This window comes from Micromonospora sp. LOL_014 (genome assembly GCF_048060245.1).
Taxonomy (GTDB): domain Bacteria; phylum Actinomycetota; class Actinomycetes; order Mycobacteriales; family Micromonosporaceae; genus Micromonospora_E.
The window spans coordinates 1-25738 of sequence record NZ_JBHMIP010000027.1 but is presented as its reverse complement, the minus strand read 5'-3'; the positions used below and the strand labels follow the sequence as shown (position 1 = coordinate 25738).

Genomic DNA, 25738 nt, shown 5'->3' with positions numbered 1-25738 from the left:
GAGGTGACATGCGCCGGGGAGTGCGGTTGATCCCGTTGGCCTTGGCGGCTGGTCTGGTTCTGGAGGTCGCCGTTTTCCTGCTGATCGCCCATCAGATCGGCTACGGGTGGACGTTGCTCTTGGCGCTGGCCGCTTCCCTGGCGGGTATGGCGCTGCTGCGTCGGGAAGGGATGCGTGCCTGGCGGAGTTTCCGGGCGGCGGCGCAGTCCGGTCGCCCGCCCGGCGAGCAGGTCAGTGACGGTCTGCTCGGGTTGGTCGCCGGTGTGTTGTTGGCGACGCCGGGGCTGGTCAGTGGCGTGTTCGGTGGTGTGTTGGCGGTGCCGCAGGTGCGGCGGGTGGTGCGGCGGCGGGTTCAGGTCGCTGCGGAGCGGCGGATGTCGTCGGCGGCGGCCGGGGAGATGTTCGGGCCGCGCCGGGTGCGGGTGTATCCGCCGCCGGCGTCGGACCGGCCACCGACGGGGTCTGCGGACGGTTCCGCGCAGCAGGGTGCCGCGGCCGGTCCGACGATCGAAGGGGAGATTGTCGATCCGCCGCGGTGAGTGGGCACGCCGGGTGCGGGAGCGCGACAACGCCCCTGACGCCGTATCCGGCGTCAGGGGCGTTGGTGTCTGGTCAGCCGACCGGTCGGGCGGGGCCGGGGTGGTCAGACGCCGCCGCGCCGGTTACGGACCTCCTGCAGACGTTCGGCCAAGATGTCCTCCAGTTCGGCGATCGACCGCCGTTCCAGGAGCATGTCCCAGTGGGTGCGTGGCGGCTTGGCCTTCTTCTGCTCCGGTTCGCTGCCGTCGACCAGCCGGGCGACGCTGCCGTCGAACTTGCATTCCCAGGTCACCGGCACCTCCGCGTCAACGGCGAATGGGACCTCGAACTGGTGGCCTTTGGCGCAGAGGTACTCGCGGGTCTGGCGCGGCGCGAGTTCCGTGTTGCGGTCGGACTCGTAGCTGACTGCTCCCAGACGGCTTCCGCGCAGCATGCGCTCGCCCATGATCGGCTATCCCCTCGGTCGTGGTGCTGGTCTTCAGGTGTAACGATGTGTACGGGGCGGGCGATTCCCGCTGTCGACGGGCGCTGCCTGGTAGCGGCAGGCCCCGCGTCCGGACGTGTGTGAGCGTATCCGGCCGATGCTCGCTGCTGCCGTGTCACCGGTGCGCGGACGCCGTCGCCGCCGGGGTGAAACATGGCGTTAACGAAGTCTGGCACATCGGTGACGATGTGGATGCGATGTAGGTCACTGTGCGGGCGCCGCCGGGTGGTTGTCGACCGGCCGGCGGGCGGTGCTGAGCGCTGCCAGCGCCGTGGCGAGGTCGCTGACTTGGCGGGACAGTTCCGTGACCCGGGCCTGGGCGTTGTCACGTTCGGCCCGGGCGGTGTCGAGCGCGGCGGCGAGTTCTGTCGCAGTGTGTCGGGCTTGGTCGGCGCGGGCGACGGCGGCGGCGGTCTCCGCGCGGGCGGTGTCGGCGTCAGCGCGGGCGGTCTGGATATCGTGCTGCGCCGCATCGGCCCGCCGCTGCCACTGGTCGATGTCGGCGCGCGCCTGGTGTAGCGCCTCGCGCGCGGCGGCAGTTTCTGCGTGCGCCTGGGCGGCGTCTGCCCGGGCGGCCTCGGCTTGCGCGTCGGCCCGGTCGGCGCGGATGTCGGCCTGCTGGCGGTGGTCGTCGGCGGTGCGCGCGGCGTCGCTGGCGTCGGCTGCTGCTGCGGTGGCCGCTGCTGCCTCCCGGGTGAGTTCGTCGATGACGCGTCGGTCGTCGTCGCGTTGCCGGGTCAGTTGTTCCAGTTGTTCGCGGATGGTGTCGCGGTCGTGTTCGGCCTGCCGCAGCAGTGCGTCGGCGGCGGCGGCCCGTTGTTGCGCGGCGGCCTGTTCCGTCCGTGCCTGCGCGGCCTGCTGGCGGGCCGCCGCGACTTCGGCGGTCGCCGTTTCGGCGCGCGTCTCGGCGGTTTCCGCTCGGGCGGTGGCCTGCACGGCAGTCTGTTGTGCCTGGGTTGCGGCTGTCGTGGCGGCTTCGGCTGTCTGCCGCGCGTCGTCGCGTTCGGCCTGGGCGGCGGCGAGGGTGGCGGCGGCTTCGGCCCGGACTTCGGCGACGCGTCGGTCGACGCCGGCCGGGGAGAGTTCGGCGTGCAGTGTCTCGGTGAGGGTGCCGACCATCTGGTCGAGGCGGTCGACGAGTTCCCAGCTGCGGGCGATCTGGCCGGCGAGGCCGGGGGCATCGCGGCGGCGCATCCGGTTGGCGCGGGAGGCGCGTTGGCAGGCTCCGTCGTTGTCGCGGCAGTACCGGAAGGGGCGGCCGGCGGCTGCCCGTTGCGGTACGGGTGCGCCGCAGTGTGCGCAGGGCCGGGTCGTGGTTTCGGTGTCCGGCGGCGGGGTGTCCATCGCCGCCGAAGTGTAGTTGCCGGCCTGGCGGGTACCGCCGTGGTGGTGGCTGCAGGTGTGCCTTCGGCTGCTTCGCCGTCTGTGTTCCGGCTGTGTGGCGTACGGTCGGCTGGTGGGCTCTGGCGGTGACGGGCGATTGATGCGGGACGGATGGTCGCTGGTGCCGGTACCGTGCCGACGATCCGGAGCTGGTCGAGATGTCGCTGCGGGTCGACTACGGCGTTCACATCGGCGTCGGGGCGGGTATCTTCGTCAACTTCGGTCTGGTGGGGTTGGACGCGGCGGCTATCACCGTCGGTGACGATGTGTAGATTGGCTGCAACGTGCAGTTGTTGACGCCGACGCATCCGTTCGCGGCCGGTGCACGCCGGGACAAGTGGGAGTCCGCGGAGCCGGTCCGGATCGGCGACAACGTGTGGCTGGGCAGCGGCGGAGGGTGACGCGGGCGTCAGTCGGCCTGCAGGGCGTCGACGAAACGCTCAAGCGCGGCCGGTGTGGTCTGGGGCAGGAACAGGGAGGGCTCCACCAGTTCCAGTTCCAGCACGCATGGCCGGCCGTGGTCGTCGCGGACGAGGTCGACCCGGGCGTAGAGCGGGACGCCGAACGAGCCGGTGACGGTGTCGACGGCCTTGCAAGCTACGGCGATCAGTTCCGGGTCGGCGACATGTGGCGTGCTGGTTTCCGGTGCGAACAGGTCGTCGACCGGGTCGGTGTGGGGCAGCACGACCCGTTTGTTCGCGGCGTGGCTGTACCTGCCGGTGAAGAAGACGAGGGGCCATTCTCCGTCGTCGGCCACCGAGGTGAGTCGTGGCTGGACCAGCACGCTGGTGCCGGTGGCGTGTAGTCGGCGCACGTGGGCGTACGCTTCGTCGTGCTGCGCCGGCCGGTACGAGGCGACGTGCCGGCTTCCCGCGCCGACGGCCGGTTTCACCACGAAGTCGCCAGCGGGGAAGTGTGGACGGTGTCCCGGCTCCACGAACGTGGTCGGTGTGACGGGTACGCCGGCCCGGTCGAGGTCGGCGAGGTAGTGCTTGTCCAGGTTCCACCGCAGCATCGGTAGCGGATTACGCAGATCCGTCACCTGGTCGACGGTTTCCAGCCAGGTGAGGAACTGTCCGAGCCGTTGCGGGTAGTCCCAGGTCGAGCGCAGGACGGCCCGGTCGTAGTCGGCCCACCGCACCGCAGGGTCGGTCCACACCACCTCGTCGACGGCGATGCCGGCCTGCCGCAGCGCCGGCAGGGCCAGCGGTTCGTCCTCGTCGTGTCCGCGTGCCTCGTGCGCGGAGACCCATGCCAGCCGGGTGACCATACGCTGATCGTACGGCTCGCGCCCGGGCCGTACGGTGGACGGGCCGGGTCAGCGGTTGTCGCCGCTGCCGCCGAGTACGCCGCGGTTTTGGCGGCTGGCCAGCTTGGCCAGGTTGTCGGTCGCGATGTCGTTCAGTGAGAGGTCGAGGTAGGCGGCGAGGGCCGCCACGTACCACAGGACGTCGCCGAGTTCCTTGGTGATGTCGGCCCGGTCGATCCTGGACTCGTCGCTGTCGCAGTCTCTGACCCATTTCTTGAACTTCTCGGCGACTTCACCGGACTCACCGACGAGTCCGAGTACCAGGTGGAGCAGTTCGTTCTTCTTGTCGCGCGGCGCGGCGGTGCGCCCGGCGCCGCGCTGATAGTCGTCCAGGTCCATGGCGGACCAGTATGGCGGTCCAGGCCCACCGGCCCCTCCGGCACCCTGCCACCCAATTATCGAATTACTGTTATCTTCAATCCGATAATTGGAGTCGAGCTGCGGGTGCGGAGAACCGATACACCATAATGACAGTTATGCGGCAACAACACACTACCTGTATGGTGCAGTGGTGGGTGATGACATGGTGTTCTGCCGGAAATGTGGCCAGACGAAGCCACGCACCGCCTTCTACGACCAGCTGCACTCGGCTCTGCCCCGCAGACCATGCAAGGCCTGCATTCTGGCGGACAAACGTGCCCGCTACGCGACCAAGGACGGCGACCGCGTCTCGCACGCGCAGGTCCTGCGTGAGAAGTACAACCTCACCGCGGCGCAGTACGAGCAGATGCTGGCCGACCAGGCAGGGCGGTGCGCGATCTGCGGTCAGTACGAGACAGCGCGTGGCCGGGGCGGTGCGCCACGGCGCCTGGCGGTCGACCACGACCACCGCAGCGGAGTCGTCCGGCAGTTGCTCTGCCACCGCTGCAATCTGGTGACAAGGGCGGTCGAGGAGAACCCCGCCCTGCTGGACAAGGTGCGGGCCTACCTGGAAACGCATACGGAAGCATCAGCCGGTGCCGACCTTTGATGAGTACGTCGCAGCAAGCGGTAGCCAGTGCTGACACCATCGCCGACATGATTGACGGCGAGACCACCGTAAAGGTCTTGCGCATCCGGGACGGTGCCGTGGATCTGCTACCCCGCAACCTGCGCTGCCCCGTCAGCCCTGGTGACCGCGCGGTGCTCCTCGGCAAGGTGGTCTGCGTGTTGCGTCGAAGCTGAGCGTGTCCGCCCGTAGCGAGGGCAGGAGCGCGGGCCACCAGGTCGCGGTGTCGCCGGGGTGAACGGATCGAAGGCGTTTGGATCAGCCGCCAACGAAACGCGCACGGGTGCCACTCAGGTGAGGACGAGCAGGTCCAGGACGTCAACCACGGGTCTGGTCTCACGTTGCGCTGCCTTGCGCAGTCGGGCCAGGCCTGCCGCGTACTCGTCGTCGCCTATCAGTTGCAGAGGGGTGTGTGCCTCGCGGCGCAGTGCCGTCGCGGCCTCGCGTAGTGAGGCCGCGGTTACCTGCGGGACCTGTTCGCGGCCGACGGTGACGAACCCGGCGGCGGTGAAGGCTGCTTCGACGTCGGCCACGCTGGGGTAGGTGTCGAGCACACGGATGGCTTCGGGGAAGTAACGGAACAGGGTGATCGCTTGGTGTCGGCCGGCGAACGCGGAGCGGATCAGCACCGGGCCGCCGGGGCGGACGACGCGGCGTAGTTCTCGGGCTGCACGGTGCAGGTCTGGCACGTGGTGGATGACCGTGGAGATCCAGGCGGCGTCGACGCTGCCGTCGTCGAGCGGGATGCGCTCGGCGTCGCCATGCACGACAGGCTGGTACATCGAGCGGGCGCGCATCGCCTCGGAGGGCTCGACCGCCGTGACCTCGATACGGTCGTACCAGGCGGTGAAGGCTCGCGCCCACATTCCGGTGCCCGAGCCGAGGTCGAGTATTCGCATGCCTGCCTGGGGGCCAAGGTGTCGGGTCACGGCTTCCCGCCAGGCTGAGAGTCCGTCGTCGGTGAGGTGACGGGTCGCCGATCTGACTCGACCCTCCGGTTCCGCAGCCGCGACGAGGTCGAATCGAGCCTGGCCGCCAACGGCTACCGAGTCCTCGACGTGCGGGAGGCACCCGATCGCCCAGGTCGAGAGTTCGTGTTCATCGCCGAACGTTCGACCTGAAGCAAGCCACCCGAACAACCTAAACCTCCTGCCAGCTTTGTTGGCAGGCGACAGCGACAGCAGGACGGCTTGACGCGGCCGAGCCAGTCCGCCAGCCGCCACCAGACGTCACGCTTAGCTTGGCGCTGGCGACGACCTTGTCCGTGGAGCCGCAGGGGTGCCGACATCTGATGTGTCGATCCGTAGGCTTGTGCCCGCCGATCTCGTCCCAGATCCGGGTGAACAGGTCACGGGCGGCCTCCCGTTGACCACGCTGGTGGTGCAGTTGCACCCCGTCGTTGATGCGGGCGAGCGTGGCGTCGACGGTCATCGGCTGCTCCCGGAGTGTCCACGTCATGGCGACACCGATCGTAGTCGGTCGACCGGATCCGACCCGTCGGCTGCCGGGGTGTTGCCCGGGGCGGCGGTGAGCGTAAGCACGGTGGCCAGTGCGGCGGCGGCGTCGAGCAGGGCCCGGGACCGGGTGGTGAGATCGGCGTCGTGGACCGCCAGCGCGGCGGTGATGTCGGCCGACCGCCCTGCGGAGCGCAGTCGCGGCATCAGCGCCCGCAGCGGTGCGACCCGGTAGCCGGCCTGACGCAGCTGGTGCACGACGCGGGCGTCGCGGACCTGGGCCGGGGTGTAGCGGCGCGGTCCGCCCGGTCGGTCGCGGCCGGGCACGACGAGGCCTTCGGCGTGCCAGTGCCGCAGGGTCGACGGGCGTACGCCGAGAGCGGCGGCCAGCTCGGAGATGCTCATCGCGTCGCAGTCGCGTACGTCGTCGAGGGGTTCGGCGGTGATGGCCCGGGCCGCCAGCTGGGCCTGTCGCAGGTCGGCCCGGTCGGTGTGCAGCCGGGCGTGGGCCGCGTCGAGCAGGGCGAGCATCCCGTCGGCTGGGCGGCGGTGGGCGGCCCGGACGATCCTGCGCGCCTGGGCCGGTCCCACCGCCGTGGCCAAAGCCCGGTAGGCCAGCGCCGACCGCAGGTGCAGTTCCGCGAACACCCGGTGGCCGGTGGCGGTACGGTCCGCGGGCGGCAGGACGCCGTCGCGTTCCAGGTTGCGGATCTGCTGAACGCCGTACCCGGCCCGCCGGGCGACGTCGACAGTGCGCATTCGAAGCGAGTGGAGACCTTCCGCCTCGTCTGCCTGATGTCGTGACCGTGAAGTCTCCATAAGCACTGCAATGTAACGCTTGAGGTATGACCCAGGATGAGATCATCGCGTTCGTCGCCGGTCTCGGCGACGTACTGACCCTCAGACCGGCGTCCGGCGACGGCACGCCGCCGATCAGCTGGGGCGACACGTTCTTCTACGTCTCGCCCGACGGCACGGTCCCGACCGGGCGGCAGCCGTTCGCCACGATCGTGACCAAGGACTACCCGGGCGACGCGACATCGCGCCTGGACCGGCCGGAGGTGTTCCGGCTCAACGTCGCCGTCGGACGCGACGATTTCCTGCGGCACGCCGGGCATGAGCCTCGCGGGGCAGCCCCGGCTGGGGTCGATCCCGCCGCTGCCGACACCGTGTTCGCCCATCCCGTGTACGGGGCCGGCGGCTGGCTGGCGGTGGTCGACCCCGGACCGCGCACCGACGCGGTGGTGCGTGATCTGCTGCGCGCGGCACACCGACACGCCGGCGCACACCACCGACGACGAGCCGGCAGGAGTTAGCGGGTGGGCGCGCCGGTGGTCACGCCGGTGTGCCCGGTCGGGGGACGTGGTTGACGAACACGACGCCGTCGATCGTGTCGAGCCGCGCCGGGTCCAGCGGGAAGTAGGCGAAGTCGGGGCTGACCCGGGGTACGGCTGCGGTGAGGGTCCGGGCCAGTCGGCGGGTGTCGACGAGGCAGGTGTCCCACGGCAGGGTGGCGAGGGCACCTTCGACGGTGTCCGGTGGTGGGGTGGCGTCGCCGAGGGTGCCGAGGGCGCAGGCCAGGTGGGCGTACCGGTCACCGAGGCGGGCCGCGGTGATCGCGCCGGCGCTCCACATCCGTAGCTGCTGGTCGCCGAACGACATGACGCTTCGGGTGCGCTGCAGGTGCAGGTTGTGGGCGAACACCAGGGCGGGGCCGTGGTCGGCGACGGCCCGCAGGTTGGCGGCCATCATGGCGTCCCGCAGCGCCGACAGCCGGGCGATCCTGGTCGGGGACGGGTCGGCCATCGCGTGGTGGTAGCGGAGCAGGCCGACGGCGGTACGCCCGTACAGTTCGGCCCGTTCGCGGTCGGCGGGGTCCAGCTGCGGCGCCTGGGTGTCGAGCAGCGCCAGCAGGTCGTCGGTGATCAGCCGGAGCTGCTGGGCGTCGGCGGACCGGCCGATCGACCGGGACGGGTCGGTGACGGTGGCCGGGTCGGACCAGCGGTCGTCCGGGCCGAGCAGCGAGTCGAGGGTGTCCCGGGTGCCGGGCGGCGGGTCGTCGAGCAGGTCGTGCAGGCCGGTGAGTGCCTGGCGTGGGCTGGCCGCCCAGTACTCCAGGGGACCGTCGAAGCCGTGGAACCGTAGTTTGTCGTCGTGGTCGGTGTTGTAGGCCCGCATCCAGCTGACCAGGTCGCGGTTGGCCGGTGAGGTGCCGAACTGGTGGCTGAAGCCGTGACGCATGACGTCGTCGAGGGTGCCGGTGCCGGCCGTGACGTACTCGTCGACGACGAGGCCCATCAGGCAGTCGCTTTCGACGGCGATCGACCGGTAGCCCTCGTGGGTGACGAGGTGCCGGAAGATGTCGTTGCGCAGCTGGCCGAGTTCCTCCACGAAGTGCCGGGCCTCACCGAGGCCGAGCAGCAGGGGGCGGGCGGGCAGCGACCGCAGCAACGCCGAGATGCCCGCGCCGTCGACGGGGCGGGCGGTGTCCGTGATATCCATTCCTTCAACGGTATCGTTGAAACAACGGTGTAAGGTTTGTGTGCGGTCGGCACTGTGGATGCTTCGCCAACCTTCAAACCGTGGGGTAGCTGTGCGGCCGGTGGACCTGGCGCGGGAGCATGGTCTGTCCCCTCAGGCGGTGCGCAACTACGAGCAGGCCGGTGTCCTGCCGGCGGCTGCGCGGACCGCCGCGGGCTACCGGGTCTACACGCCGGTGCACGCGCAGGCGCTGCGGGCGTTCGTCGCGTTGGTCGCCGGGCACGGTCACGCCACGGCGACGGCGATCATGCGGGCGGTGAACCGGGGCGCCGTCGACGAGGCGCTGCGACGTGTCGACGACAGCCACTGCCAGTTGGTCGAGGACCGGCGTACCGTGCAGGCGGTCGAGGTCGCGCTGCGTGATCTGGTGCCGGTCGCGCCCGAGCGCGGCGGGACGTTCATCGGCCCGTTGGCGGCCCGGCTCGGTCTGCGCCCGGCCACCCTGCGTGCGTGGGAGGCCGCCGGTCTGGTCCGGCCGGGCCGGGACCGGCGGACCGGCTACCGGGTCTACGACGCCGACGACGTGCGGGACGTGATGCTGGTCCACCAGCTGCGCCGGGGTGGCCATCTGCTGGCGCAGATCGCGCCGTTGATCACCCAGGTCCGTGCGGTCGGCGGCGTCGCCCCGCTGGAGTCGACGCTGCGTGTCTGGCGGGACCGGCTGTCCGCGCGGGGCCGGGCGATGCTCGCCGGTGCCGCCGAACTGGACGCCTATCTGCGTGTCCGGGTGGCGGCGTCAGCCGGGTCGGCTTCGGGCGGGCCGGACTGATTCTCGGTGGCCGGGTCGCCCGGTGCGGGTCAGACTCGTCCGGTGTCGACGTTCGACGAGCTGATCGCCGAGGCTTCGGCGGTGCCGGTGGCGGGCTGGGACTTCTCCTGGTTCGCCGGCCGGGCCACGGAGCAGCGGCCGTCCTGGGGGTACGCGCGGCTGCTGGGTCGTCAGATGGCCGGTGCCCGGCGGGCGGTGGATCTGCAGACCGGTGGCGGCGAGGTGCTGGCCGGCGTCACGTCGGTGCCGCCGCTGCTGGTGGCGACGGAGGGCTGGCCGCCGAACGTGGCCGTGGCGCGGCGGCGGCTGGCGCCGCTGGGTGTGCATGTCGTGCGCGCCGCGCAGGACGGCGGGCTGCCGTTGCGGTCCGCCTGTTTCGACCTGGTGGTGAGCCGGCATCCGACGGTGGTGGGCTGGTCCGAGGTGGCGCGGGTGCTGGCGTCGGGCGGTTCGTACCTGTCCCAGCAGATCGGCCCGGACTCGGTCGGTGAGCTGCGGGCGGCGTTGGGGGTGTCGGTGCCGCCGCGTGCCGATCAGCGTCCGGACCGGGTGCGGGAGGCGGCGACGGCGGCCGGTCTGGACGTGGTGGACCTGCGGGTGGAGTCGCTGCGGGTGGAGTTCTTCGACATCGCCGCGGTGGTCGTGTTCCTGCGGAAGGTGGTGTGGACGGTGCCGGGTTTCACGGTGGACCGCTACCGGGACCGGTTGGCGGCGCTGCACCGCAGGATCCGCGCCGAGGGGGTGTTCGTGGCGTACTCGCGTCGGGTGCTGGTGCGGGCGTACCGGCGGTGACGTTGGTACGCCCGGGAGTGGGCATTCCGCATCTCGCCAGCCAGACCGACCTCAAGATAACCCCATGTACCCCCACAGGGGTTAGGTGAGGTACGCTCGTTGGGTCCGACCCTGCACCGAGGAGGCGAAAGCCGTGCCGAAGATCAACGTTTATCTGCCGGACGACCTCGCGGACGCGGTCCGCGACACCGGTATCGCGGTGTCGGCGGTGTGTCAGCGGGCACTGGAACAGGCCGTCCGACGGGTCACCGCGATCCGGGCGACGAACCTGGCCGACCTGGACGCCGACCAGTTGGCGGCGCAGCTGCCCCACCTGACCGCCCGTACCCGTGACGTACTGCTTCGGGCCCGGACGCAGGCGCGCTCCGCGCACGCCGCCGAGGTCGGCACCCGGCACCTGCTGGCCGCGCTGCTCGACGAGGGTGACAACCTCGGTGTCCGGGTGCTGCAGACGATCGAGGTGCCGCCGGCGCAGGTCACGGCCCGGTTGGCCGCCGTGGTCGCGACGAGCGGGTCGGCCCCGACGAGTGCCCCGGTGTCGACCCTGCGGTTCACCGGCACCGGAGCGGGCGCGCTCGAGTTGGCCGTCACCGAGGCCACCGCGCTCGGGCACAACTACGTCGGCTGTGAGCATCTGCTGCTCGGGCTGGTCGCCGAGCCGGACGGCACCGCGGGGCGGGTGCTGCGTGAATCCGGTGTCGAGCTGCGGGCGACCCGGCGCGCGGTGGTGGCGGCCCTCGCCGGGTACGCGCATCTGCGTGCCCAGGCGGCGACCGCGTCCGACGGCGGCGTGACCGCGCCGGCCGGGACGGATCCGCTCGCCGCGGTCGCGGCCCTGGTCCGCCGTGAGCTGGCGCCGGTCACCCGACGACTGGAGCAGTTGGAGCGCCGGGTCGGGGCCTCGGCCGGGTAGGACCTGGTCCATCGACGTTCGCGGGCCTGGATGTCCGCGTCGTCGGTGTGGGAACGCGGTGACCGTCGTCGGTGCGGGAACGCAGCGGAACCGGTTCGGGAAGGCGGTCCTGGACGATGACTGCTCCCGAACAGGTCAAAGGAGGTCTTCCATGCCTGTGCTCACCCTCGACTGCCGGCAGGGCAACGACCGCCGGATCCGGGCGACCCTTCGGGCCGAGCTGACCGCTGTGGTCGCCCGGATCACCGGCTGCCCACCGGAGGCGGTGACTGTGGTGATCCGCGACTGCGAACCCGGGTACCAGCGCGGGTCGGCAGCAGGTCAGGTGCGGTTCCCCGACGAGATGCCCAGTTGGTCGAACTCTGCGGCGGCCCGGCCCCGGTAGGCGTCGGCGGCCTCGATGTCTCCGCATGCCCGCAGCGCCGCCGACAGGCCGGCGAGGGCCCGTGCCGTCTCGATCCGGTAGCCGACCCCGGTGGCTATCTCGTGGGCCTCGGTGTGCAGATCAGCTGCCGCGGTGTACCTTCCCTGGCCGAGGTACACCCCGCCGAGGATGTTGCGCACCGTGGCCTGCCGCAGGGGGGCGCGGCTGCCGCCGTCGAGTTCCAGGGCCCGTTGTACGTGCCGCGTGGCCGCGGCGTTCTCGCCCAGTTGATGCCGGACCTGGGCACACAGTGCGTGCACGCGCGACATCTCCGCGGCCGGGCCGGACTCCGCGTTGAGTTCGAGCACCCGGTCCAGGCAGTTGCCGGCCTGCTCGTCCTGGTCCAGCCTGAGGTGGGCGACGGCCAGGTCGGTCAGGGCGAGGGCTTCCATGTCCCAGGCGCCGATCCGGTGGTTCAGCTCGACGGCGCGGCGGGCCGCCTCGGCCGCCTCCCGGTAGCGACCGCAGTGTTCATGCAGGCTGCTGAGGTCGGTCAGTGATTGGGCCTCCGCACGGTGCGCGCCGAGTTCGTGCTTGAGTTCGATGGAACGCCGCAGGTGTGCCCGCGCCTCGTCGTAGCGGCCCAGCGTGGCGAGCAGCAGTCCGAGCATTCCGGTGCTTTCCGCTTCCCCTGTTCTGTCGTCGAGGGCCACGGCGAGGTCCAGGCTCTCCTCGGTCGCCGTGAGGCCGTCCCGGAGTCGGCCCAGCCGCCAGGCCGCGGCCGCCATGTCGGACAGACCGCGCGCCAGCAGTGACTGGTCGTGCAGGGCGCGGGCACACTCGACGCCCAGGGTCGCGATGCGGTGGAACTCCTCGAACCGGCCGCGGGCGTCGAGTGCGAGGACGGCGTTGTGGGCCAGGTCCGCTGCCTGCCGGTACTGGCGGGCGTCGCGGGCGTGCTCGGCCACCTGGGCCAGGTTGTCCGACTCGCGGCTGAGCCACGCCCGAGCGGTGTGGCCGCTGGTCAGCACGGGCAGGGACAGCGGTGATGCGGGGCCGGGCTGCTGCGCGGGTCGGCGTCCGGGGAAGGCCAGGTCGCAGGCCATGTCGGACGCCGCGTGGTAGTAGTCGGCCAGGCGGGTCAGCGCGTCGTCGTCCTTGGCGCCCGGCGGGTCGTTGCGGGAACGCAGCCAGAGTGCGAAGCTGCGCACCAGGTCGTGGAACGCGTACCGGCTGGTCTCGTGCTGCTGGAGAAGGTGGGTGTCCAGCAGGTGCTCGAGGATGTCTTCGGCCGGTGCCGGATCGGTGCCGAGCAGCGCGGCGGCCGAGTACCTGTCCATCTCGGTGCCCGGGTGCTGGCCCAGCAGGAGGAACGCGGCCCGGTTCGCTTCGTCGAGCGCGTCGTAGGACAGGGTGAGCGTGGCCGTGACGCTCCGCTCGCCGGCCCGGAGTTCCTCCAGCCGCCGGGTCTCGTCGCGCAGGAGGTCGACCAGGTACCGCACCGTCCAGCGGGGGCGGTTGCGCAGCCGGGCACCGGCGATCCGCAGCGCCAGTGGCAGATGACCGCAGAGTTCAGCGAGTTCGGCGACGGCGCCCGGCTCCTGTCCGGCGCGCTCGGCACCCAGCATCGTGGTGAGCATGGCGGTGCTGTCGGCGGGGGGCATGACAGCCAGCGAGATCCACTCGGCGCCGTCGAGTTCCACGAGCCGGGTGCGGCTGGTGACGATGACCAGCGTGTCGGCGGAGCCCGGCAGCAGCGGCAGGACCTGCCCGCTGCCGGCGGCGTTGTCGAGCAGCAGCAGAAGGCGGTGGCGCACGACCGTGCTGCGCCACATCACGAGCCGGCCGGGCATGTCGTCGGGAATCTGTGTGCCGGGGACCTCGAGCATCCGCAGTAGCATCCCGGCGACCGTTCCGGGCTGCAGCGGCTGTTCGCCGGGGGTGTGTCCACGCAGGTCCACGTACAGGTGGGCGTCCGGGAAGTTGTCGGCGAGCTGGTGTGCCACCCGTACCGCGAGGGACGTCTTGCCACTGCCGCCCATGCCGTCGACGGCGACGATGCGAGGACTCCAGCCGGGTCCGCGCGGGGGACCGTCGCGGTGCCCCGTATCGGGTTGGCTCCGGTGGCCGGCCAGTTGGTCGAGTTCCGCCTTGCGGCCGGTGAAGTCCGGCAGGTCGTACGGCAGCGTGCAGCGGTGCGGTGCGGGCGCCGTGGGCGTTGCGGTGCCCTGGGCGCTGTGTGGTGCCGTAGGTGCCAAGGCCAGGTCGGGGCTGCTGCGCAGCACCGCCGTGTGCAGGGTGGCCAGCCGTTCGCCCGGGTCGATGCCCAGCTCGTCGGCGAGCAGCCTGCGGGCCCGGTCGTACTCCAGCAGCGACTCGGCCGGTCGGCCGCTGCGGTACAGCGCCAGCATCAGCTGGGCGCGAAGCGCTTCCTGCAGGGGGTACGCGTTGACCAGGTCGCGCAGGTCGCCGACCAGTTCGGTGCTCTCTCCCATCCTCAGGCGTAGCTCGAAGTAGCGTTCGACGGCGGCGAGCCGGCGTTCCTCCAGCGCCGCGGAGGCCGCGGCGATCACCGCACCACCGGCGCCGGCCAGGACCGGTCCGCGCCACAGCGTGAGCGCCACCCGCAGCGCGTCGACGGCCTGACCGGCGTTGCCGGCGGCTTCCTCCTGCTGCGACTGCCGGATCAGGTCGGCGAACTCGGTCGCGTCGAGTTGGTGCTGTCCGGGAACGATTCGGTATCCGGGCCCGGACGTGGCGATCAGCTGCGGGCCGTCCGGGAGCCGACGGCGCAGCCCCGCGACCGCCTTACGGATCTGGTGCGCCGCCGTGGTGGGGCAGTCCTCGCCCCACACCGCCTCGACGAGGTTGGTCACCGGCACCAGCTGGCCCGGGGCGAGCAGCAGGCAGACGAGGACCCGCTCCGGTACCAGTCCACCGAGGGCCAACGGACGTCCCCGCTGTGTGCGGCATTCGAGCGGGCCGAGGATGTTGAACCGGACCGGACCCTCAGCTGTATCCGTCACCGTGCCACTCCCGTCTGCAGCGCCACGGCGAACATGTGCCGGAAAGATCATGACAAATACGTGTCAAGCGTCGCCGGGCTGCCGGTTCGGGTCATGATCCCCGAGTCCAAATTGTACGGTAACCGGGCGGGACGGCGGGGGTAGCGGGCGACGCGAGACTGGAGGCGCTATCGAGGAGTTCAGGAGCGATGATGAGATTCGTGCTGGAGAGGGAGTTTCGCGGCGGGACCGTACCATCCGGCGTGGAGCGGGGGCATCGATCCTACTGGCGTCGCATGTCGGACGAGGGCGTCCTGCTGTACGCGGGAAGCTGGACGGACGCCCAGGGTGACACGCTGCTGCTCGACGTGCCGGACGCCGAGGCCCTGCGTACCGTGTTGGCCGGGGACCCGTACGTGCGTGGCGGTGTGGTGGCCGGGACCCGGACGCGCCGGCTGGGCGATCTGCTGCCGGCCCGGACCCCGCACCACCGCCGCCCGCATCCGGTGCACGTCGAGAGGGCCCGCCCGGGTGACGCCGGTCGGCTGACCCCGCACGAACTGCGGGTCGCCCGGATGATGCTCGACGGGCTCACCAACCGGCAGATGGCCGACCGGCTGGGCGTGTCGCAGCGGGCGGTGGAACAGCACATCACCCGCATCTACCGCAAGCTGTCCATCAGCCGGCGCGCGCAGTTGGCGGTCGCGCTGCACGGCGAGCCCGGCCCGTCACCCCGCGCCAGCGCGGCGGCGGGGTGACGGGCCGGGACGTCACAGCAGCGACCGTCCCGCGCCGCCGTCGACCGGCAGCACCACGCCGGTGGTGCTGCCGGCCAGGGTCGACGCCAGGTACGCCGCCGCCGCGCCGATCTCGTCCGGCTCGGCGAGCCGGCCGAGGGGGATGTCCGCGCTCAGGGCGGCGAGACCGCCGTCGAGCTGCTCGGCCCAGGCCTGCAACGTCGGTGTCCGGGTCATGCCCGGCGCGATGACGTTCACGGTGACCGACCCCTCGCCGGCCTCGGCGAGCTCCTGCACCAGCGACTTGGCGTAGCCGAGGACGGCTGGGCGCACCGTGTTGGACAGGGCGAGCCCGGCGATGGGCTGACGGGCGGCGAGTGAGGTGATGAACAGAATCCGACCGTAGCCCGCGGCGCGCATGTGCGGCAGCGCCGTACGGGTCAACGTGACGGCGGAGAGCAGGTTCAGCTCCAGCGCTGCCCGGTAGTCGGCGACGTCGAACCGCTCGGCGCCGCCCTCGGGTGGGCTGCCGGCGTTGGCGACCACCACGTGCGGTCCGCCGTATGTGGCGGCGACCTCGGCGACCCAGGAGCGGACGGCGGCGTGGTCGGTGACGTCCAGGGCCATACCGTGCACGGCGCCGTGCGCCTGCTGCGTCAGCAGGCGCACGGCCTCGTCCAGCCGGTCCGGGTCACGTCCGCAGATCGACACGGTCGCGCCTTCGGCGGCGAGCCGGCGGGCCACCGCCAGCCCGATCCCGCTCGTCGCGGCGGCGACCATGGCGGTACGGCCGTTCAGTCCCAGATCCACTCGGTTCTCCTTCCGGCTGCGCCGGTCTCATCTGCATGGTCAGGTGCTCTGACCGGCCATCTCGGCACCGGCCGGATCCGAACCGGCCGGAGCGGGTGCGGTGCCGGACGCGGCGGACCGCGGTCCGCCGAGCCGGCGGGCGCCGACGACGGCGGCGACGCCCAGCAGGAACGGCACCAGCAGCGCGACGCCGCTGAACAGCAGCACCACGCTCATCACGGCGGCGGCCAGGACCGCGCCCCACCAGACCGCGGTGCCGCGCGGCAGGAGCCGGACGCCGGCCACCAGGCCCGCGACCGTCACCGCGATGAAACAGGCCGACGCGGCGAGCATCACCGTGGCCAGCGTGGCTCCGGTGGCCAGCGCGACCACGCACACCAGCGCGCTGAGCGCGAACAGCAGGGCCAGGCTGCGGCGCGGTACCTCGCCGGGCTGGTGCCCGCGGGCCAGAGCGGACGGCAGCGCGCCGTCGCGGGCCAGGGCGGCACCCAACCGGGAGGCGCCGGCCAGGTAGGCGTTCATCGTGCCGAACGTCAGCAGCATCGCCATCACCGCGGTGATCATCGAGGCGGTCGAGCCGAGCCCGTGGTGCAGCAACTGCGTCAGCGGGGCCTCGGAGCCGGCCAGGCGCGGGCCGAGCACCAGCACACAGGTCAACGCCAGGCCGAGGTAGAGGACCCCGACCACCACCAGCGTCGTCGCGGTCACCCGGGGCAGGTCCCGACGGGGGTCGCGGAACTCGCCGGAGAGATGGGTGACCGCCTCCCAGCCGGCGAAGCTGAAGAACAACAGACTCGCCGCCTGGCCGACGGCCAGCCAGCCGTGCGGCGCGAAGGGTTCGAGGTTGGCGGTACGGGCGGACGGCAGCGCGGTCACCACCGCGACCGTCAGCAGGACCGCGAGCAGCCCGACCAGGACGAGTTGCACCCCGCCGGAAACCTTGAGCCCGGCCGCGTTGCTGCCGAACGCCGCCAGCAGCAGCCCTGCGGCGACGGCCAGGGCCAGACCCTGGCCACCGCCGAGCGCGTAGGCGACGTACTGACCGCCGACGAACGCGGTGGCCGGGGCGCCGGCGGGCAGCGCGAAGTAGAACCAGTACCCGACCGCGGCGGACGCCCGCGGCCCGAACGCGCGGGCCACGAACGTCGCCACGCCGCCGCTGTCCGGGTAGCGCACGCCGAGCGCGGCGAAACTCATCGCCACGGGCATGCAGAACAGCAGCAGGATCAGCCAGGCGAGCAGCGAGGCAGGTCCCGCCGCGCTCGCCGCCAGGGCGGGCAGCGCCAGGATGCCGGCCCCCAGGATGGCTCCGACGTAGATGGCGGTCCCCTGCGCCAGACCGATGCGATGCGTGCTCATCATCGACTCCTTACGCTCGTGGCGAGGGGCTGGCGCTCTTCGCACGCCGCGAGCGCGTCCCACACCGCTGTCTCGTTGAGGCCCAGTTCGTCCAGGACCTGCTGGTGGCTGCCGCCGTGGCTGGGCCACCGCACGCCGGCGTCGACCGAGCGCACCACCCGCCCGGGCAGCAGCAGGGCGAGCGCCGAGGCGGTGCCGCCGGACGCCCGGTGTTCCTCCACGACGACGAAGCTGTCGTAGCGCCGGGCCAGTTCCCGCGCCGCCCGGGTGAGGTGGGTCCGGTCGAGCAGGCACAGGTGGGCGTGCGGCAGGTCGGGGCGGGCCCGGCGTACGGCCAGGCACAGCTCGGTGCCGACCTCGCCGACGGAGACCAGGCAGGTGCGCTGCGCCGCGGCTCCCGTGTCGTCCCACAGCACGACCGGCGGCTCGTCGCCGGTGAAGGGCAGACTCTCCGGGGCGGCGTTGCGGCCGGTCCGGATGTAGTGCGGGGTGCCGGTGCGCGTCGCGCGCCGGACGACGGCCCGCATCTCACGTTCGCCGTACGGGGCCGCCACGGTGATCCCCGGCATGGCGCAGAGCACCGCGATGTCCTCGAGGCAGTGGTGGGTGGTGCCGAACCAGGCGCCGGAGACACCCGCGTACGGGGCGACCACGGTGATGCCGGCACCGTAGTAGCCCATCGCGAGCTTGATGCTCTCGGCGGCCCGCAGCGCGGCGAACGGCGCGAACGTGGACACGAACGGCTGGTAGCCGGCGGCGGCCAGTCCCGCCGCCATGTCGATCATGGCGCCTTCGGCGATACCGACGTTGAAGAACCGGTCCGGGAAGGCCTGCGCGAACGGGTGGCCACGACCGCCGAGGTCGGCCTCCAGGCACACGATACGTTCGTTCTCGGCGGCGAGGCGGGTCAGTTCGTCGCGGTACGCGGCGCGGCCGGGCAGTGTCATCGCACCAGCTCCTTCCAGGTGGCGGCCCGGGCCGCGTCGATCGTCACGTAGTGGGCGGCGGCCTTGCCCTCGATCGGCTTGAGCCCTTTGCCCTTGACCGTGTGGGCGACGACGGCCAGCGGACGCCCGGTGCTCGGGCGCTGCGGGGTGAACACCTGCCGCAGCGCGTCGAGGTCGTGCCCGTCCACCTCGCAGGTGTCGAATCCGAACGCGGCGAACCGGTCGGCCAGCCGGGGCAGCGGTGAGATCGCCGCCACCAGCCCGTCGTTCTGGCCGCCGTTGCGGTCGACCACCACGATCAGGTTGCCGACCTGTTGGGCGGCCGCCACCTGGCAGGACTCCCAGATCAGGCCCTCCTGCAGTTCGCCGTCACCGGCGACGGCGATGGCGAGCCCGTCGGCCCGGTCGAGCCGACGGCTGAGCGCCCAGCCCAACGCATACGGCACGCCGTGGCCGAGGCTGCCGGTGGGGAACCGTACCCCCGGCACGGCGTGCCCGGGGTGGCCGGTGAAGTGGGCGTCGGCGGCGCCGTAGTGCGGCACCGGGTCGTCCGGGAGCAGGCCGCTGACGTGCAACGCCGCGTACAGGCCGGCGGCGGCGTGGCCTTTGCTGAGCACCACCTCGGTGCCGTCGTCGGCGCTGATCTTCCGGTCGAGGGCGGCGATGAGGATGTCCAGCACGGACAGGCTGCCGCCGAGGTGGCAGCCGGTCGGGGACGCCGCCATGTCGATCACCATCCGGCGGGCGGCGCGGGACCGCTGCGCCAGGTCGTCGGCGCCGGGCCGGACCGGCGCGGCCGGGCAGAGCGTCACGGTCACCGGGCACCTCCGGGTCGCTGTTCGCCCTCGGCCGTGCTGAGGGCGAAGAACGCGGTCACCGCCTCGTCCAGCACGGCTCGGGCCCGTCGGTACTCGGCGGCGTCGATGTGTTCGTCGCAGGTGTGGTCGAGGGTGGAGTCACCCGGACCGTAGGCCACCATCGGGACGTCCCGCCACGTGGTGGCAAGTGTGTTCATATCGGAGGTTCCCTTCTTGAGCAAGAACCTGGGCCGGTTGCCGCCCCGGGCGATGGCGCGGCCGAACACCTTGGCCAGGGTGCTGGTGCGGGAACCGGCGTACCCGGGGGTGGCCCGCAGGAACTCGATCCGGACCCCGTCGCCGGCGGCCTCGCCGGCGGCGGCGCGCAGGGCGTCCAGGTCGGCGCCCGGCGGCACCCGGAAGTTGAGGATCGCCGTCGCGTACTGGCTGGCGGCGTCGGCGTCGCAGCGGAGATCGATGACCGCGCTGAGCGCCTCGTCGGCCTCCTTGACCACCGCGGTACGGATCCGTTCCAGCGCCCCGGCGAGCCGGTCGGGGGCGGACACCGCCTGGAATCCCGCCGAGTGGCCACTGGGCACGGCGGCGGTCACCCGCAGTTTGAACAGGCCGAAGTAGCCCAGTGTCAGGGCGCCGGAGCCGCTCGGCTCGCCGACCACGACCGCGTCCGCCGGGTAGTGGTCGCGGACGTGGAACGCGCCCCGCGACGAGGACACCTCCTCCTCGACGGCGCCGACGACGCGTAGGCGCCAGCCGTCGGGGACGTCGGTGCCCGCCAGGACGTCCAGGAACGCGGTCAGCGAGGCCTTCGCGTCCACCGTGCCGCGTCCGTGCAGGACCGCCGGGTCCTCGCCGGTCCAGCGCACCGGCCAGGTGAACGGCACGGTGTCGAGATGGCCGAGCAGCAGCAGCGTCCGGGGTCCGTCGCCGCGCTCGGCGACCAGGTTGCCCACCTCGTCGACCCGGGCGGTCAGGCCCCGGTCGCGGCACCAGCCGGCCAGGTAGGTGGCCAGTTCGTGCTCGTCGTGGGAGACCGACGGGATCTGCGCGGCGTGGCTGAGCAGGCGCAGGTCTGCGGCGGGTTCTTCGGTGGCCCAGAAACGGGTCCAGCCGCGGTCGTCGGCCATCGTGTGTGGTCCGGTGATGGCCACGTGTGCGGTGCCGCGCAGCGCCAGTTCCGCGGCGCGGACCTTCTGCCGCATCCGCCCGGAGGCGTACCGGCCGCAGTCGCCGGCGACCGCGTCGCGGACGGTCGAGGTCGGATCGGCCGGGTCGCTCAACAGCCCCGGGGTGCCGGTGACCAGCCGCAGGTGGTCGGCGTCGAGCGCGTTGGCGAGGGTCGCGGCCAGCACGTCGGCGTCGACGTTGAGTTCGGCGCCACCGGCGGCGTCACGGACCGGAGGGCTCAGACACACCACGTCGTACGCGTCGAGCAGCGCGGTGAGCCGCACCGCGTCGACTCCGGACACGGTGCCCGCCCGGTGGTCGTGGACGATCTTGGGTCGGCCGTCGTGGACCACCCGCAGCGGCCGGTTGACGGTGCCGGTGACCAGCGCCGCGTCGGCGGCGACGCAGGCGTGCACCGCGAGGCCGTGCGCCGCCAGGCCCGCCTCCACCGCCGGCAGGGTGATCTGCCGGTAGGCGGCGACGATGTGCGGCATCTCCGTCGGCGGGCAGTACCGGACGGTGTCGCCGTTGCCGAGGGTGAGCTGCGGCATGTCCCGGCCGGTCGAGCGGTAGTACCGCTCGATGCCCTCGGCCCCGCCGGCCACCATGAGTATCCGGGCACCGCGCGCCCGGATCGCCGCGATCTCGGCGAAGACGCCGGGGTGCAGCAGGGTGCTGCTGCCGATCTTGATGACGTACAGCGACCGGCGGCTCATGGCGTCACCGCCGTGAACGGCAGGGCCAGGGACTGCTCGAAGCCGTAGAGCAGGTTCAGCGTCTGCACGGCCTGGCCGGACGCACCCTTGAGCAGGTTGTCCAGCGCGGCGACCGCGACGTACTCGTCGTCGCGGACGCTCACCGCGACCTCCGCGACGTTGCTGCCCACCACGCTCTTGAGCATCGGGAAGTCCCCCGGGCTCTTCGGCGCGGTGCGTGCCCGCACGAACGGGGTCCGGGCGTACGCCGTGCCGTAGGCCCGTTTGACCTGCAGCGCGGACACGCCGGGACGCAGCCGCCCGTATGCGGTGACCACGATGCCGCGGGCCACGTCGAGGCTGTAGGTGGAGAACTGCAGCCGCGGTGGCTCGTCGGCGACCGCGCCGAGCGCCTGGGCGATCTCCGGCGCGTGCCGATGGCCGTACGGCTTGTGGACCCGGAAGTTGCCGATCCGGTCGGCGGGGTGTTCGCTGGACCGGCTGCCGCTGCCACTGGCGCCGGTCTTGGCGTCCACGACGACGTCGCCGACGGTCAGCCCGGCGGCGACCAGCGGCCGCAGGGCGTACAAGGTGGTGACGGCCATGCAGCCGGGCAGGTTGATGAACCGGTCATCGACCGACGGTTCGTCGAACTCCGGGACGACGTACCGGAACGGTTCGGTCCACGCCTGCGACTCGGGGTAGTGCGCGGCGGATTGGGCGGGATCGGCGAGGCGGAAGTCCCCGGCCAGGTTGATCACCCGCTGGGCCCGTTCGGCCAGCTTGGGCATCTGGGCGGGCAGGGCGCCGCCCGGCAGGCAGCCGAACGCCACGTCAACCTCGTCGACCGCGTCGACGGGCTGGAACCGCAGCCCGGCCGCGCGGGGATGGTTACGTACCCCGGCGAGCACCGACGTGATCGGCCGGCCGGTGTACCGTTCGCTGGACAGGTAGGTCAGTTCCACGTGCGGGTGGTCCAGCAGCAGCCGGACCAGTTCGGCGCCGGTGTAACCGCTGGCGCCCAGGACCGCGACCCGCACCGCGCTGCGCTCAGCCAAGGCGGGCCGCCTTCTCGTAGGGCCGCCGGTACTCACGCTCGGCGACGAGTTTGCGGATGGCGTCGGGGCGGGCCGCGACCTTGCGGAACGCGTCGGCGTACCGGATCACCCGCTCGTACTCGACCGGCGAGCGCAGCTCCCGGCAGAGCACGACGGTGCTCTCCAGCATCGACACGACGTTCGGGAAGTCGGTCGGTTCGTGGTCGCGGACCGCGCCCGGGTTCAGCGTGAACGGGTACCCGTTGCCGAACCCGTCACGGTGCCGGAACGGCAGGTGGCACGGGATCGGCGTGTTCTGCCACTCGCGGGCCGGTACGCCCTCGGCGGTGAGCAGCTCGTGCACCGCCTCCTTGACCGCCCACACGGGCAGGTCGTCGAGGCCGACCGCGGCCGGGGCGAGCCCGACGCGGTACATGTTGTAGGCGTGGGTGTGCCCGTCGGGCACGTAGGGGGCGGTGAACAGGCCGGTCTCGCCGAGCGCGCCGGCCAGCAGCGCGGCGTTGCGGGCCCGGACCGCGTCGTAGTACGGCAGCCGGTTGAGCTGGCTGGCCCCGAACGCCGCCGCCACCCAGGACATCCGGTAGTCGATGCCGGTGCGCTCCAGGAACTCCGTCGCCCGGGCGTAGGCGGCGTCGGAGCCGAAGAACGCGATGCCGCCCTCGCCGCCCAGCGGGAAGTTCTTGTCCGCCATCAGGCTCTGTCCGGCGGCGTCACCGAGCGAACCGCACATTCGTTCGCCGATCCGCGCCGAGTGCGCGTGCGACGCGTCCTCGACCAGGGCCAGGCCGTGCCGCTGGCACACCTGGCGCAGCGCCGCCACGTCGGCGGGCAGGCCGTGCACGTGCACGGGCATGATCGCCCGGGTCCGTCCGGTGACCGCCGCCTCGGCGGCCTGCGGTGACATGCAGTACGTGCGCGGGTCGATGTCGACGAACACGGGTACGGCCTTCGCGGCGACGACGGCCTGCGCGGTGGCGATGAACGTGAACGCAGGCACGATGACCTCGTCGCCGGGCTGCACCCCGGCGCCGATCAGCGCCAGATGCAGGCTGGAGGTGCCACTCGCGGTCGGCAGCGCGTGCCGGGCACCGACGTAGTCGCGGTAGTCGCCGGCGAAGTCCGCGACGACCTTGTCCGGGTCGTTGCGCTGTGCCAGCAGCATGGTGAACACGTCCTCCTTGGTGATCACCGGGAAGACGGTGCGGCGTTGCCCGGACGCGATCATCGCCGGGCCGCCGAACTGGGCGAGTTCGGCGTCGACGTCCCGCTGGTCGGGCAGCGGCAGCGGGGCCGACGGGAAGTCAGTGATCATCGCTGGGTACCTCCGGTCACTGCGGGCGTACGGGTACCGGCCTGCATCAGCGCCATCCGGACGCAGGCGGCGACCAGCGGGCTCAGCCGGTAGTTGAACTGGACACCCGGCGCCAGGCCGGGGTCGGCCTCCTGCTGCGTCCACATGGTGCGCAGGTCGAAGGCTCCGAAGATCTTCAGACGCTCGGCGCGGGCCCAGATCCGTTCGTCGTCGGTGAGCATCGCCGCCGCCGGGCCGAAGCCGAGGCCGGTCAGGTCCACGGCCAGCGCCGGCGCGGTGCGCCCGCGCGCGGCCACGGCGAACTCGTCGACGTTGTCGGGGGTCAGGCTGATCAGGTCGAACGCCGGGGTCGGGCCGTCGGTGGCCCGTACCCCGAGCCAGTCGACGAACGAGGCGGCGGCCGGGTCGAGTCCGGGCAGTACGGCCGCGTCGCCGTGCCCGATGCCCTGCCCGCACAGCGCCGCGTGGATCGCGGCGGTGCGGCTGTTGACCAGGACCGCCCGGGACCGGCCGCTGTGCCTGGTCAACAGCCGTTCCAGTGCCGGTAGTTCCTTGTCGTTCTTTTCGATGCTCATCACCACGCCGGAGGTCAGCACCCGGGTGAGGACGAGCGCGGTGTCGAACCGTTCCATCGGGTCTTCCTTTCTGCGGCCGCCCGCGCCGTCCCGGCGCGGGCGGCCGCCGCAGTAACGAGGTTGAGATCAGGCGGCGAGGGTGAGTCCGGAGCGCGCCACCTCGGTCGCGTACGCCGCGCAGTGGCCGGCCACGTCCACGCCGTGGGTGTCGGAGGAGCGGGCGAACTCGGGGTTCGCGTTGACCTCCAGCACCACCATCGCGCCGGTGACGCGGTCCTCGATCAGGTCCACGCCGTAGAAGCCGGGGCCCAGCGCGGCGACGACGTCGGCACAGAGCCGGCCGATCTCCGCGCAGATCTCCACGCGTTCCACCTGGGCGCCCAGGTGGGTGTTGGTACGCCAGTGTTCGCTGCGCCGCCGGAACGCGACGACCGGACGCTCGCCCACGACGATGACGCGCAGGTCGTGGCCGGGCTTGTCGACGTACCGTTGGACCAGCACGGGGAACAGCTTGCCGGCCGCGTCGGCGGATTCCCGGCCACCGGTCCACGCCTCCAGTTCGCCCTGGTCGCTCAGCCGCACGACGCCCCGGCCCCAGGAGCCGGACGGTGGTTTCACCACCACCGGCCAGCCGAGTTCCGCCACGGCCTGGCGCACCTGGTCGTGGGTGAACGCGTGCCGGGTCGTCGGATGCGCGATGCCGTACCGCTCGAACAGCAGCGCCTGCAGGCCCTTGTCGCCGCAGACCTCGATCGCCGACGCGCTGTTGACGGTGGTGATCCCGGCCCGATCCAGTCGCCGGGCGATGCTCAGCGCCTCGCGATGCGACAGGTTCCTGATCAGCGCGACCCGGGGCGGCTCCTCGCAGCCGGAGAGCACCTCGCCGATGTCGGGTGGCAGTGCCGGGCGGGCGGTCAGGCCCTGCGCGCGCAGGGTGTCCAGGAGCCGCCGTTCCTCCGGGCGCAGCACCGTCACCGACAGCAGAACGTCGGTAGGCGCGCCGCTCATTCGCCCCAGTCCTCCTCCACCTCCGGTGCGATGCAGACCTCGTACACGCCGTCTGCCGCCGCGGTCAGTTCGTGCTCCTGGCCGCAGGCCGAGCACTCGATGATTTCGCCCTTCTCGGCGTCGCCGTCGATGGTGAGCGGGCTGTCGCAGACGAGGCAGACCACAGCTTTGTCGGCGATAACCGGCATGACCTTCTTCCTTTCTGTCCTCGGTCGATGGCTGCTTCCGGGGCGGGCCGTTTCCCGGCTCCCGGGCATCTCCAAGGTAAGAAGGCCGGGTCCGACGGCGCACTACGGAACCACGAAGCGCCTCAATGAACGGGTGGGTTTCCGCCGGCTCCCGCCCGGGGCGCCGGTCAGTCCAGCAGCGCGGCCGTCCAGTCCGCTGCCCGGTCGCCGATGTGCTCGGCGTCGCGGCGCCAGGTCTCGCCGTGGCCGTCGTCCCACAGTCGGGTCCACGGCAGCACGCCGGCGGCCGACTGCTCGGCGAGGAAGTCGTGCATCGACCGGGCCCGGCGGACCAGCAGCGGGACGAGGTCACGGCGCTGGCGTTCGTCGAGGCCGTACGCGTCGACGAGGGTCCTTGACATCCTCGCCGCCCTAAACGGCGGCGATTCCAGCCACGCCGCGCGTGACACGCGCGGCGTTCTGGTGGGTTACCGTTTCACCGCGCGGTGCCGGGACGGGTCCCGGTCCTACCCGCGCTCCACGGTC

At 72.1% G+C, this 25738-nt stretch carries 29 protein-coding genes; 9 read left to right on the top strand and 20 right to left on the bottom strand.

Annotation, left to right across the window (positions count from 1 at the left end):
* Window positions 1–8 precede the first annotated feature (8 nt).
* The gene (locus ACFHW1_RS22315; protein ID WP_416555841.1) at window positions 9–539 is read left to right on the top strand and encodes an FxsA family protein; all 531 of its coding nucleotides are present in this window, start codon (window positions 9–11) and stop codon (window positions 537–539) included.
* Window positions 540–643: 104 nt separating this feature from the next.
* Here ACFHW1_RS22315 and ACFHW1_RS22310 read toward each other — a convergent pair whose 3' ends face one another.
* The 4 genes from ACFHW1_RS22310 to ACFHW1_RS22295 all read right to left on the bottom strand — a co-directional run bounded on the left by ACFHW1_RS22310 (window position 644) and on the right by ACFHW1_RS22295 (window position 4055).
* Window positions 644–985 (bottom strand): RNA polymerase-binding protein RbpA, encoded by a 342-nt coding sequence (locus tag ACFHW1_RS22310; protein ID WP_123601539.1) that lies wholly within the window; start codon window positions 983–985, stop codon window positions 644–646.
* A gap of 243 nt (window positions 986–1228) precedes the next feature.
* Entirely contained in the window at window positions 1229–2368 is a 1140-nt protein-coding gene (locus ACFHW1_RS22305) for a serine/threonine protein kinase (RefSeq protein WP_416555842.1), read from the bottom strand.
* Between the two features lie 448 nt (window positions 2369–2816).
* Window positions 2817–3677 (bottom strand): ATP-grasp domain-containing protein, encoded by an 861-nt coding sequence (locus ACFHW1_RS22300; RefSeq protein ID WP_416555843.1) that lies wholly within the window; start codon window positions 3675–3677, stop codon window positions 2817–2819.
* A gap of 48 nt (window positions 3678–3725) precedes the next feature.
* The gene (locus ACFHW1_RS22295; protein WP_416555844.1) at window positions 3726–4055 is read right to left on the bottom strand and encodes a nucleoside triphosphate pyrophosphohydrolase family protein; all 330 of its coding nucleotides are present in this window, start codon (window positions 4053–4055) and stop codon (window positions 3726–3728) included.
* 172 nt (window positions 4056–4227) lie between these two features.
* Between ACFHW1_RS22295 and ACFHW1_RS22290 the strand changes: the two genes are divergently transcribed.
* Together ACFHW1_RS22290 and ACFHW1_RS22285 are read left to right on the top strand one after the other, a co-directional pair.
* Window positions 4228–4686 (top strand): endonuclease domain-containing protein, encoded by a 459-nt coding sequence (locus ACFHW1_RS22290; RefSeq protein ID WP_416555845.1) that lies wholly within the window; start codon window positions 4228–4230, stop codon window positions 4684–4686.
* A gap of 47 nt (window positions 4687–4733) precedes the next feature.
* Window positions 4734–4880, top strand: coding sequence for a hypothetical protein (locus ACFHW1_RS22285; protein WP_416555846.1), 147 nt, complete (start codon window positions 4734–4736; stop codon window positions 4878–4880).
* A gap of 114 nt (window positions 4881–4994) precedes the next feature.
* Here ACFHW1_RS22285 and ACFHW1_RS22280 read toward each other — a convergent pair whose 3' ends face one another.
* The 3 genes from ACFHW1_RS22280 to ACFHW1_RS22270 all read right to left on the bottom strand — a co-directional run bounded on the left by ACFHW1_RS22280 (window position 4995) and on the right by ACFHW1_RS22270 (window position 6917).
* Window positions 4995–5780, bottom strand: a complete 786-nt coding sequence (locus ACFHW1_RS22280; protein ID WP_416555876.1) for a class I SAM-dependent methyltransferase — start codon at window positions 5778–5780, stop codon at window positions 4995–4997.
* 64 nt (window positions 5781–5844) lie between these two features.
* A complete protein-coding gene (locus ACFHW1_RS22275; RefSeq protein ID WP_416555877.1) occupies window positions 5845–6135 on the bottom strand; it encodes a hypothetical protein in 291 nt (96 codons plus the stop codon).
* Window positions 6136–6158: 23 nt separating this feature from the next.
* Window positions 6159–6917: a MerR family transcriptional regulator gene (locus ACFHW1_RS22270; RefSeq protein ID WP_416555847.1), complete on the bottom strand. Its 759-nt coding sequence runs from the start codon at window positions 6915–6917 to the stop codon at window positions 6159–6161.
* 86 nt (window positions 6918–7003) lie between these two features.
* Here ACFHW1_RS22270 and ACFHW1_RS22265 point away from each other — a divergent pair, with 86 nt between their 5' ends.
* Window positions 7004–7474: a DUF6194 family protein gene (locus tag ACFHW1_RS22265; protein ID WP_416569426.1), complete on the top strand. Its 471-nt coding sequence runs from the start codon at window positions 7004–7006 to the stop codon at window positions 7472–7474.
* Window positions 7475–7493: 19 nt separating this feature from the next.
* Here ACFHW1_RS22265 and ACFHW1_RS22260 read toward each other — a convergent pair whose 3' ends face one another.
* Window positions 7494–8660 (bottom strand): erythromycin esterase family protein, encoded by a 1167-nt coding sequence (locus ACFHW1_RS22260; protein ID WP_416569425.1) that lies wholly within the window; start codon window positions 8658–8660, stop codon window positions 7494–7496.
* A 58-nt stretch (window positions 8661–8718) separates the two neighbouring features.
* Here ACFHW1_RS22260 and ACFHW1_RS22255 point away from each other — a divergent pair, with 58 nt between their 5' ends.
* From ACFHW1_RS22255 to ACFHW1_RS22240, 4 genes are all read left to right on the top strand, one after another.
* Window positions 8719–9468: a MerR family transcriptional regulator gene (locus ACFHW1_RS22255; RefSeq protein ID WP_416569429.1), complete on the top strand. Its 750-nt coding sequence runs from the start codon at window positions 8719–8721 to the stop codon at window positions 9466–9468.
* 42 nt (window positions 9469–9510) lie between these two features.
* Window positions 9511–10260, top strand: a complete 750-nt coding sequence (locus ACFHW1_RS22250; protein ID WP_416555851.1) for a methyltransferase domain-containing protein — start codon at window positions 9511–9513, stop codon at window positions 10258–10260.
* Between the two features lie 133 nt (window positions 10261–10393).
* Window positions 10394–11173: a Clp protease N-terminal domain-containing protein gene (locus ACFHW1_RS22245; RefSeq protein WP_416569424.1), complete on the top strand. Its 780-nt coding sequence runs from the start codon at window positions 10394–10396 to the stop codon at window positions 11171–11173.
* Between the two features lie 151 nt (window positions 11174–11324).
* Window positions 11325–11558 (top strand): tautomerase family protein, encoded by a 234-nt coding sequence (locus ACFHW1_RS22240; protein ID WP_416555853.1) that lies wholly within the window; start codon window positions 11325–11327, stop codon window positions 11556–11558.
* Here ACFHW1_RS22240 and ACFHW1_RS22235 read toward each other — a convergent pair.
* Window positions 11495–14563, bottom strand: coding sequence for an AfsR/SARP family transcriptional regulator (locus ACFHW1_RS22235; RefSeq protein ID WP_416616029.1), 3069 nt, complete (start codon window positions 14561–14563; stop codon window positions 11495–11497). The genes ACFHW1_RS22240 and ACFHW1_RS22235 overlap by 64 nt on opposite strands.
* 188 nt (window positions 14564–14751) lie before the next feature.
* Here ACFHW1_RS22235 and ACFHW1_RS22230 point away from each other — a divergent pair, with 188 nt between their 5' ends.
* Entirely contained in the window at window positions 14752–15300 is a 549-nt protein-coding gene (locus tag ACFHW1_RS22230; protein WP_416616028.1) for a helix-turn-helix transcriptional regulator, read from the top strand.
* A 12-nt stretch (window positions 15301–15312) separates the two neighbouring features.
* On the opposite strand, the gene ACFHW1_RS22225 is transcribed toward ACFHW1_RS22230, so the two are convergent.
* From ACFHW1_RS22225 to ACFHW1_RS22175, 11 genes are all read right to left on the bottom strand, one after another.
* Window positions 15313–16089 (bottom strand): SDR family NAD(P)-dependent oxidoreductase, encoded by a 777-nt coding sequence (locus ACFHW1_RS22225; protein ID WP_416555857.1) that lies wholly within the window; start codon window positions 16087–16089, stop codon window positions 15313–15315.
* A gap of 39 nt (window positions 16090–16128) precedes the next feature.
* Window positions 16129–17448: an APC family permease gene (locus ACFHW1_RS22220; RefSeq protein WP_416555858.1), complete on the bottom strand. Its 1320-nt coding sequence runs from the start codon at window positions 17446–17448 to the stop codon at window positions 16129–16131.
* Window positions 17448–18395 (bottom strand): transketolase family protein, encoded by a 948-nt coding sequence (locus ACFHW1_RS22215; RefSeq protein WP_416555859.1) that lies wholly within the window; start codon window positions 18393–18395, stop codon window positions 17448–17450. The genes ACFHW1_RS22220 and ACFHW1_RS22215 overlap by 1 nt, the downstream gene beginning before the upstream one ends.
* Window positions 18392–19213: a 1-deoxy-D-xylulose-5-phosphate synthase N-terminal domain-containing protein gene (locus tag ACFHW1_RS22210; protein ID WP_416555860.1), complete on the bottom strand. Its 822-nt coding sequence runs from the start codon at window positions 19211–19213 to the stop codon at window positions 18392–18394. Before ACFHW1_RS22210 ends, ACFHW1_RS22215 begins: the two co-directional genes overlap by 4 nt.
* Window positions 19210–21093, bottom strand: a complete 1884-nt coding sequence (locus ACFHW1_RS22205; protein WP_416555861.1) for a M20/M25/M40 family metallo-hydrolase — start codon at window positions 21091–21093, stop codon at window positions 19210–19212. The genes ACFHW1_RS22210 and ACFHW1_RS22205 overlap by 4 nt, the downstream gene beginning before the upstream one ends.
* Window positions 21090–22130 carry an N-acetyl-gamma-glutamyl-phosphate reductase gene (gene argC, locus ACFHW1_RS22200; RefSeq protein WP_416616027.1) on the bottom strand — a complete coding sequence of 347 codons (1041 nt, stop codon included), beginning with the start codon at window positions 22128–22130 and terminating at the stop codon, window positions 21090–21092. The genes ACFHW1_RS22205 and argC overlap by 4 nt, the downstream gene beginning before the upstream one ends.
* Window positions 22123–23442 (bottom strand): DegT/DnrJ/EryC1/StrS family aminotransferase, encoded by a 1320-nt coding sequence (locus ACFHW1_RS22195; RefSeq protein ID WP_416555863.1) that lies wholly within the window; start codon window positions 23440–23442, stop codon window positions 22123–22125. Before ACFHW1_RS22195 ends, argC begins: the two co-directional genes overlap by 8 nt.
* Window positions 23439–24074, bottom strand: coding sequence for a DegT/DnrJ/EryC1/StrS family aminotransferase (locus ACFHW1_RS22190; RefSeq protein WP_416569419.1), 636 nt, complete (start codon window positions 24072–24074; stop codon window positions 23439–23441). The genes ACFHW1_RS22195 and ACFHW1_RS22190 overlap by 4 nt, the downstream gene beginning before the upstream one ends.
* Window positions 24075–24143: 69 nt before the next feature.
* Complete coding sequence (locus ACFHW1_RS22185; protein WP_416557651.1) at window positions 24144–25025, bottom strand: RimK family alpha-L-glutamate ligase; 882 nt, start codon at window positions 25023–25025, stop codon at window positions 24144–24146.
* Window positions 25022–25213 carry a lysine biosynthesis protein LysW gene (locus ACFHW1_RS22180; protein WP_123601560.1) on the bottom strand — a complete coding sequence of 64 codons (192 nt, stop codon included), beginning with the start codon at window positions 25211–25213 and terminating at the stop codon, window positions 25022–25024. The genes ACFHW1_RS22185 and ACFHW1_RS22180 overlap by 4 nt, the downstream gene beginning before the upstream one ends.
* A 167-nt stretch (window positions 25214–25380) precedes the next feature.
* Complete coding sequence (locus ACFHW1_RS22175; RefSeq protein WP_416557652.1) at window positions 25381–25614, bottom strand: hypothetical protein; 234 nt, start codon at window positions 25612–25614, stop codon at window positions 25381–25383.
* Window positions 25615–25738 lie beyond the last annotated feature (124 nt).

Bases quoted from the DNA above. Each gene is read 5' to 3' on its own strand.
- ACFHW1_RS22315 (WP_416555841.1), top strand. From the start codon at position 9: ATGCGCCGGGGAGTGCGGTTGATCCCGTTGGCCTTGGCGGCTGGTCTG.
- ACFHW1_RS22310 (WP_123601539.1), bottom strand. From the start codon at position 985: ATGGGCGAGCGCATGCTGCGCGGAAGCCGTCTGGGAGCAGTCAGCTAC.
- ACFHW1_RS22305 (WP_416555842.1), bottom strand. From the start codon at position 2,368: ATGGACACCCCGCCGCCGGACACCGAAACCACGACCCGGCCCTGCGCA.
- ACFHW1_RS22300 (WP_416555843.1), bottom strand. From the start codon at position 3,677: ATGGTCACCCGGCTGGCATGGGTCTCCGCGCACGAGGCACGCGGACAC.
- ACFHW1_RS22295 (WP_416555844.1), bottom strand. From the start codon at position 4,055: ATGGACCTGGACGACTATCAGCGCGGCGCCGGGCGCACCGCCGCGCCG.
- ACFHW1_RS22285 (WP_416555846.1), top strand. From the start codon at position 4,734: ATGATTGACGGCGAGACCACCGTAAAGGTCTTGCGCATCCGGGACGGT.
- ACFHW1_RS22275 (WP_416555877.1), bottom strand. From the start codon at position 6,135: ATGACCGTCGACGCCACGCTCGCCCGCATCAACGACGGGGTGCAACTG.
- ACFHW1_RS22270 (WP_416555847.1), bottom strand. From the start codon at position 6,917: ATGCGCACTGTCGACGTCGCCCGGCGGGCCGGGTACGGCGTTCAGCAG.
- ACFHW1_RS22265 (WP_416569426.1), top strand. From the start codon at position 7,004: ATGACCCAGGATGAGATCATCGCGTTCGTCGCCGGTCTCGGCGACGTA.
- ACFHW1_RS22260 (WP_416569425.1), bottom strand. From the start codon at position 8,660: ATGGATATCACGGACACCGCCCGCCCCGTCGACGGCGCGGGCATCTCG.
- ACFHW1_RS22255 (WP_416569429.1), top strand. From the start codon at position 8,719: ATGCTTCGCCAACCTTCAAACCGTGGGGTAGCTGTGCGGCCGGTGGAC.
- ACFHW1_RS22240 (WP_416555853.1), top strand. From the start codon at position 11,325: ATGCCTGTGCTCACCCTCGACTGCCGGCAGGGCAACGACCGCCGGATC.
- ACFHW1_RS22230 (WP_416616028.1), top strand. From the start codon at position 14,752: ATGATGAGATTCGTGCTGGAGAGGGAGTTTCGCGGCGGGACCGTACCA.
- ACFHW1_RS22220 (WP_416555858.1), bottom strand. From the start codon at position 17,448: ATGAGCACGCATCGCATCGGTCTGGCGCAGGGGACCGCCATCTACGTC.
- ACFHW1_RS22215 (WP_416555859.1), bottom strand. From the start codon at position 18,395: ATGACACTGCCCGGCCGCGCCGCGTACCGCGACGAACTGACCCGCCTC.
- ACFHW1_RS22205 (WP_416555861.1), bottom strand. From the start codon at position 21,093: ATGAGCCGCCGGTCGCTGTACGTCATCAAGATCGGCAGCAGCACCCTG.
- ACFHW1_RS22195 (WP_416555863.1), bottom strand. From the start codon at position 23,442: ATGATCACTGACTTCCCGTCGGCCCCGCTGCCGCTGCCCGACCAGCGG.
- ACFHW1_RS22190 (WP_416569419.1), bottom strand. From the start codon at position 24,074: ATGGAACGGTTCGACACCGCGCTCGTCCTCACCCGGGTGCTGACCTCC.
- ACFHW1_RS22185 (WP_416557651.1), bottom strand. From the start codon at position 25,025: ATGAGCGGCGCGCCTACCGACGTTCTGCTGTCGGTGACGGTGCTGCGC.
- ACFHW1_RS22180 (WP_123601560.1), bottom strand. From the start codon at position 25,213: ATGCCGGTTATCGCCGACAAAGCTGTGGTCTGCCTCGTCTGCGACAGC.
- ACFHW1_RS22175 (WP_416557652.1), bottom strand. From the start codon at position 25,614: ATGTCAAGGACCCTCGTCGACGCGTACGGCCTCGACGAACGCCAGCGC.